Source organism: Sphingomonas sp. CCH5-D11, from assembly GCF_001557395.1.
Classification (GTDB): Bacteria; Pseudomonadota; Alphaproteobacteria; order Sphingomonadales; family Sphingomonadaceae; genus Sphingomonas.
In genome coordinates, this window is sequence record NZ_LSKH01000005.1 from 1 (window position 1) to 2,210 (window position 2,210).

Sequence of the window (2,210 nt, forward strand, 5' to 3'; positions counted from 1 at the left end):
AAGCGGCGCGCCGCACCGGCTGCGCCCCCGGCCCCGCCCGTGTTGGCGCGCGATCCGTCGCTGCCCGCGCCGCGCCGCTTCTCGCCGGTTGCACGACCGGAGATCCCCAAGCCGCAGCCCAAGCCCGAGCCGAAGCCCGCACCGGCACCAGCCGCCGCGACCACCGCGAGCAGCAGCGCCGCCCCGCAGCAGCGCAACCTGCCGTCCGGTCAGGCGACGCCGCGCAACGCGCCGCAGCCGGCCCGACCGCAGCAGCGCGATCGCAAGGGCGACGAGCGCCGCGGCGGCAAGCTGACGGTCAACCGCGCGCTGAACGAGGATGGCGCCCGCGCCCGCTCGCTCGCCGCACTGAAGCGTGCCCGCGAGAAGGAAAAGCGTGGCTGGACCGGCCCGCGCGAGCCGCAGGCCAAGCAGATCCGCGACGTTCAGGTGCCGGAGGCGATCACCGTCCAAGAGCTGGCGAACCGCATGGCGGAGCGCGGCGCTGACCTGGTGAAGGCGCTGTTCAAGATGGGCATGCCCGTCACCATGACGCAGACGATCGATCAGGACACCGCAGAGCTGCTGGTGACCGAGTTCGGCCACAATATCGTGCGCGTCAGCGACAGCGACATCGATCTCGCGCTCGATACGGCGCCGGACAATGATGCGGATTTGAAGCCGCGTCCCCCGGTCGTGACGATCATGGGTCACGTCGACCACGGCAAGACCAGCCTGCTGGACGCGCTGCGCGGCACCGATGTGGTGCGCGGCGAGGCCGGCGGCATCACGCAGCACATCGGCGCCTATCAGGTGACGCTGAAGGACAAGTCGAAGATCACCTTCCTCGACACCCCGGGTCACGAGGCGTTCACCGCCATGCGTGCGCGCGGCGCGGACGTCACGGACATCGTGGTGCTGGTGGTGGCGGCCGACGACGGGCTGATGCCGCAGACGATCGAGGCGATCAACCACACCAAGGCGGCCGGCAAGCCGATGATCGTGGCGATCAACAAGATCGACAAGCACGACGCCAATGCCCAGCGCGTGCGCGAGCGCCTGCTCGAGCATGACGTGCAGGTCGAGGCGATGGGCGGCGAGACGCAGGACGTCGAGGTGTCGGCGCTCAAGAAGACCGGCCTCGACGAGCTGATCGAGAAGATCCAGCTGCAGGCCGAGCTGATGGACCTGAAGGCGAACCCCGATCGCGATGCCGAGGGCAGCGTGATCGAGGCAAAGCTGGACAAGGGCCGCGGCCCGGTCGCGACGGTGCTCGTCACGCGCGGCACGCTGAAGGTCGGCGACGTGTTCGTCGTCGGTGCGGAAAGCGGCAAGGTACGTGCGCTGGTCGACGACAAGGGGCGCCAGCTCAAGCAGGCGGATCCGTCGATGCCGGTCGAGGTGCTCGGCATCTCGGGCACGCCATCGGCGGGCGACCAGCTCCAGGTCGTCGAGAGCGAGGCGCGGGCACGCGAAGTGGCGGAATATCGCCAGGGCGTGCTGACGCAGAAGCGCACCACCGCGGCGCCGGCGAGCCTCGAGAGCATGTTCTCCGCGCTCGCGGCGAACAAGGCGATCGAATATCCGCTGGTGGTCAAGGCCGATACGCAGGGCACCGTGGAGGCGATTGTCGCGTCGCTCAACAAGCTGTCGACCGATGACATCCGCGTGCGCATCCTGCACTCGGCCGTGGGCGGCATCACCGAGAGCGACGTCAATGCGGCAGCAGCAAGCGGGGCGCCGATCATCGGCTTCCACGTGCGTGCCAATGCGAAGGCGCGCGAGATCGCCGATCGGCACCAGGTGGCGTTGAAATATTATGACGTCATCTATGACCTGATCGACGAGATCCGCGCCGGCATGGCGGGCGAGCTTGGGCCGGAAGCGTTCGAGACGGTGGTTGGCCGTGCGGAAATCCGCGAGGTCTTCTCGGCCGGCAAGCACGGCAAGGCCGCCGGTCTGCTGGTGGTCGAGGGTGCGATCCGCAAGGCGCTCAAGGCGCGCATCACGCGCAACGACGTCATCATCTACAATGGCGAGATCGCCTCGCTGCGTCGCTTCAAGGACGACGTGGCCGAGGTCCGCGCGGGTCTGGAGTGCGGCGTGACCTTCACGCAGAACTTCACCGACATCCGCTCGGGCGACTTCCTCGAGACGTTCGAGGTCGAGCTGCGCGAACGCACGTTGTAACAACAATCTCCCTCTCCCCGCTTGCGGGGAGAGGGTAGGGG

General features: G+C 68.4%; 1 protein-coding gene. It reads left to right on the forward strand.

From position 1 onward, the window contains the following. A partial coding sequence (gene infB, locus AX702_RS00220) for a translation initiation factor IF-2 (protein WP_066774854.1) occupies positions 1–2,169 on the forward strand: 2,169 nt, incomplete at its 5' end. Positions 2,170–2,210 lie beyond the last annotated feature (41 nt).